Source organism: Caballeronia mineralivorans PML1(12), from assembly GCF_001028175.1.
Classification (GTDB): domain Bacteria; phylum Pseudomonadota; class Gammaproteobacteria; order Burkholderiales; family Burkholderiaceae; genus Caballeronia; species Caballeronia mineralivorans.
The window spans coordinates 1-2279 of sequence record NZ_AEJF01000060.1 but is presented as its reverse complement, the minus strand read 5'-3'; the positions used below and the strand labels follow the sequence as shown (position 1 = coordinate 2279).

Below are 2279 nucleotides of genomic sequence, written 5' to 3'. Positions count from 1 at the left end.
AGCCGCACCGCGAGCCAGCAGCACGCGGCAAGCACGGCGAGTTGTAACGCCAGCACGAGCGGCAGCCAGCGCGACAGCGGCGCGCCCGACATCGGCCGCAGATCGATCGCGAGCGGCGAGCCGTCGCTCAGGCGCAGGTGCACTTGCAGATGCTCGCTGTCTCCGGGGATCGCGTTCATGGTCAGCGGATAGCGCTTGCCGATGCCTTCCGCGATCGACTCCGCCGCCCGCTCAGATAGCCGCGCGTCGGGCGGCGCTCCGCCCTCGCCCGGCCCGAGGATGAAGCTGTAGCTGCGCCGCGCAAGGCGCGGAAGCCACTCGGCGCGCTCGTCAGGCGGCAGGCGATCGAGCAGCGCGACCGAACTCGCGACCTCGCGTTCGATGTAACCCATCATCACGTTGGTCATCGTCTGGTCGCGCTCGGTCATCGTGAGCCAGAACGACAGCGTCTGAGCGAGTGCGAGCCCGACGAAGAGAATCAGCGCGAGCCTCGCGAACAGCGTGCGCGGCAAGCGCAACAGAGCATGCCGGTTCATTTCGGACCTTCGACCGGCACGACTGCAGCGGAGAACACGTAGCCTTCGCTTCGCAGCGTCTTGATGTAGCGCGGCTCGCGCGCGACGTCCCGCAGGCGCTGACGCAGGCGGCTCACCAGCAGGTCGATCGAGCGGTCGAACGGATCGGCCTGGCGGCCTTGCGTGAGGTTGAGCAACTGATCGCGTGTGAGCACGCGCTGCGGATGATCGAGGAACACGCGGAGCAGGCGGTACTCGGCGCCCGAAAGCGCAACCATCGTGCCGTTCTCGTCGAGCAGATGGCGTGCGACGGTGTCGAGCCGCCAGTCGCCGAAGCTCAGCATCTGAACCGATTCGCTCACTTCCATGCCCGGTGGCAGCATGCGCGTCCTGCGCAGCACCGCGCGGATGCGCGCGATGAGTTCACGCACGGCGAACGGCTTCGGCAGATAATCGTCGGCGCCCATCTCCAGCCCTACAATGCGGTCCGCTTCCTCATCGCGTGCGGTGAGCATCAGCACGGGCACCGCGCGGAACTTGCTCGCGCGTAGTTCGCGGCATAACACGAGCCCGTCCTCGCCGGGCAGCATGAGGTCGAGCACGATCAGGTCGGGCGCACCCTGCTCCAGCGCGGCGCGCATCTGCCGCCCATTTGCGGCAAGCGATACGCGCATGCCGTTCTTCTCCAGATAGGCGGCGATCAGTTCGCGGATGCCGCGATCGTCGTCGACAATCAGTACGTGGTCGGTGTTTTCCATTCGATGGTCATTGCCTTCTGCGTTTAATCAGCACCCGGGCCGGCGCGATCAGATGACACAGTACCGGATGCGTGATTTCAGCCGCGATCCCGCCCGCGAGGAACGCGACGATTGCGAGGATGCGTCTCATGCGCCCTCCACCACGGAGGAGCTGGCTCCATCGGTGACGCTCGCGCTTAGCGTATACGGATCGACGCCTTCCAGGCAACCGATGTTCACGCGCCAGAGCCGCGGGTCCATGCGCGTCTGGTGGAACGTGTAGATGCCGCAGTGCTTGCAGAAATAGTGCTTCGCCACGCGCGTATTGAACTGATACAGCGTGAGCGCCTCCCTGCCGTCGAGAATCTTCAGATCATCGGCCGGGAACGACGGTGTCATCAGCGCACCCTTGCGTCGGCACAGGCTGCAGTTGCAGCGCGACGCGGGCTCGACGGCAGTGCGGACTTCGAATCTCACGCGCCCGCAATGACAGGCGCCCTGCAGTACTTCGGTGTTCATGTGTCTCTCCGTGTTCTATCGATGACTGCGTTATAGCGCGGCGCGAACCCGATTCGGCCTGCCTTTTGTATCGCAATGTATCCGGCATTTCGCGGGATACAAAACATTGCACGACAGCCCACCCGCGGACACACACCAGATACGCGCGGACCTTTGAATACGGTCATGTTCAACGAACGGACCGTCATCGTGCACAACCTCATTGAAGCCCCGCTCGCCTTCCTCGCCGGCCTGCTGACCATTGCGTCACCCTGCATCCTGCCCGTCATGCCGATCCTGTTCGGCACGTCGGTCGATCGTCCGGACCGCGTGCGGCCGCTCTTCATCATCGCCGGTTTCATCGTGGCCTTCGCTTCGTTAGCGATGCTGCTCGGCGCCGTCTCCAGCACGGTCCACGTCGCACAGCAGGCGCTGCGCAATTCAGCCATCGCGCTGCTCGGGCTCTCGGGGCTGCTGCGCCTGTGGCCGCGTCCCTACGACTGGCTCGTCGCGAGCCTGCAGGCGCCGC

General features: G+C 65.1%; 4 protein-coding genes and 1 pseudogene. 1 reads left to right on the top strand and 4 read right to left on the bottom strand.

Annotation, left to right across the window (positions count from 1 at the left end):
• The 4 genes and pseudogenes from EOS_RS07605 to EOS_RS07595 form a co-directional block, all read right to left on the bottom strand.
• Positions 1–536 (bottom strand): annotated as a pseudogene (locus tag EOS_RS07605) (two-component sensor histidine kinase); the annotation flags it as partial.
• A complete protein-coding gene (locus EOS_RS07600) occupies positions 533–1273 on the bottom strand; it encodes a response regulator (RefSeq protein WP_047846002.1) in 741 nt (246 codons plus the stop codon). The gene EOS_RS07600 and the pseudogene EOS_RS07605, both read right to left, overlap by 4 nt.
• Before the next feature lie 7 nt (positions 1274–1280).
• Positions 1281–1403, bottom strand: coding sequence for a hypothetical protein (locus EOS_RS48715; protein ID WP_268760295.1), 123 nt, complete (start codon positions 1401–1403; stop codon positions 1281–1283).
• Positions 1400–1771: a GFA family protein gene (locus EOS_RS07595; protein WP_047846001.1), complete on the bottom strand. Its 372-nt coding sequence runs from the start codon at positions 1769–1771 to the stop codon at positions 1400–1402. The genes EOS_RS48715 and EOS_RS07595 overlap by 4 nt, the downstream gene beginning before the upstream one ends.
• 165 nt (positions 1772–1936) lie before the next feature.
• On the opposite strand from EOS_RS07595, the gene EOS_RS07590 reads away from it, so the two are divergent.
• Positions 1937–2279: cytochrome c biogenesis CcdA family protein (locus tag EOS_RS07590; RefSeq protein ID WP_407639112.1), on the top strand; the 343-nt coding region annotated here is incomplete at its 3' end.

What these genes read in the sequence shown, in the direction of transcription:
- EOS_RS48715 (WP_268760295.1), bottom strand. Translation starts at nt 1,403, where the DNA reads ATGAGACGCATCCTCGCAATCGTCGCGTTCCTCGCGGGCGGGATCGCG.
- EOS_RS07600 (WP_047846002.1), bottom strand. Translation starts at nt 1,273, where the DNA reads ATGGAAAACACCGACCACGTACTGATTGTCGACGACGATCGCGGCATC.
- EOS_RS07595 (WP_047846001.1), bottom strand. Translation starts at nt 1,771, where the DNA reads ATGAACACCGAAGTACTGCAGGGCGCCTGTCATTGCGGGCGCGTGAGA.